This window comes from Candidatus Symbiopectobacterium sp., assembly GCF_020054415.1.
Taxonomy (GTDB): domain Bacteria; phylum Pseudomonadota; class Gammaproteobacteria; order Enterobacterales; family Enterobacteriaceae; genus Symbiopectobacterium.
In genome coordinates this window covers 1-1,356 of the sequence record NZ_JAHWCO010000510.1, presented here as the reverse complement: position 1 = coordinate 1,356, position 1,356 = coordinate 1, and the positions used below count along the sequence as shown (strand labels likewise).

The following is a 1,356-nucleotide window of genomic DNA, read 5'->3' as shown; positions in this document are numbered from 1 at the left end:
TTCTCCTTAGCTGGGAACGTGCCAGCCCTCGTCAGTCAGTACGGGGGCTTTATGCGGCTTGCGCTGCCCGTCCTCGTTGGTGACTGCGGTACTGGTGGTTTGCGTGGTGGCCTGTGTAACCAGGTCGATAAAATCGAGGTTATTCGTTAACGGCTGATCAATGAGGTCGGTAAAGCCATACGCGTCGAATTTAGTGATGATTTGAAATGCGGCGGCGTTCAGTCCAGAAAGCGCAGCGATGCGGGCTTGCTGGTCATTGCCTTCCACATTTCCGCTCTGCTGCCCGTTCGTTAACGTCGTTTCAGTAATAACCGTTGCGCCAGCGGTGGCGGCGTTCAGTTGTTCAGGGGGGTTAGCAGTACCCTCCACCTCCGATGACGTAATGATTTCGCCCGGAACTTCGATTTGCTTTTTAGGTCGACCCATGTTGCTTACTCCGTTGGCATTTGGAGCTTGCAGCATGCGTAAAGGCCTGTTCGGTTTTCCGACTAAAATAATCGATTCGGTGGGCTATTTAACATAATGGCCGTTAAGCGCACCGACGAAATGGCGCTCAAACATAAAACAGGGTGAAGGGCGCAAAAGATCGTGTTTACTGCGCCGGAATGGGTGCTTTTTGAAAACAATATTTTTGTAACAAATGGCGGGTATCGCCGTTCGCCATGATAATGCAACGAACCGGGTATTTTTGACACGTTAGCGCCTGAGGTACCGCCTTTGAAAAAAACGGGTGTAAGGGATTTCTTGCGGCGCTCTGTTTGTGACCAGTTCCCATAAGCGAATTAGCGCCTCCCCGTCGTCGTAGCGCGGTACCGCTCCCGCTTTCCAGCCATACAGCGCTGACTTAGATACGTGGACGGTTTGCGCTATCTGTTGCTGCGTCATGCCCGCACGTTCGATATCGATGATGACTTTAAACCAGTCGATTTGCATCGTGCGAACTCCTCAGAACAAAACGCGCGCTCACGGGAGCCTGTTTAAGATTTTGTGTAAATGCCTTTCCTCAGAAGTGACCGTCAAGGCGATCACCGAACTCGATAATAAAGCGACTCATTGCCATACGCCAGTCCTGTAAGGGCATCGTCCATTTCTGTGATGCCGCCTGGATTGCCAGCAATACGACCTTCCTCACCGGGTCATCAGTCGGGAACACCTTGCGTTTCTTGATTGCATGCCGGATCACGCTGTTCAGTGATTCTATAGCGCTCGTCGTGTAGATTATCTTGCGAAGTTCCTGCGTGTACGAGAAGAATGTCGACAGGTTTGCACAGTTTGACTGCCAGCTCCGGCTTATCTGCTGATAGCGGCGATCCCATGTCCCACCGAACGCCTCCAGCGCCTGACGCGCGGCCTCTT

Annotated in this window: 3 protein-coding genes; all 3 read right to left on the bottom strand. The window is 52.3% G+C overall.

Going from position 1 to position 1,356, the window contains the following annotated elements:
* Nucleotides 1-6 precede the first annotated feature (6 nt).
* Nucleotides 7-426 (bottom strand): hypothetical protein, encoded by a 420-nt coding sequence (locus tag QZ506_RS14840; RefSeq protein ID WP_291972068.1) that lies wholly within the window; start codon nucleotides 424-426, stop codon nucleotides 7-9.
* 270 nt (nucleotides 427-696) lie between these two features.
* Nucleotides 697-933 carry a hypothetical protein gene (locus tag QZ506_RS14835; RefSeq protein ID WP_291972066.1) on the bottom strand — a complete coding sequence of 79 codons (237 nt, stop codon included), beginning with the start codon at nucleotides 931-933 and terminating at the stop codon, nucleotides 697-699.
* Nucleotides 934-1,003: 70 nt separating this feature from the next.
* Nucleotides 1,004-1,356: transposase (locus tag QZ506_RS14830; protein ID WP_291972064.1), on the bottom strand; the 353-nt coding region annotated here is incomplete at its 5' end.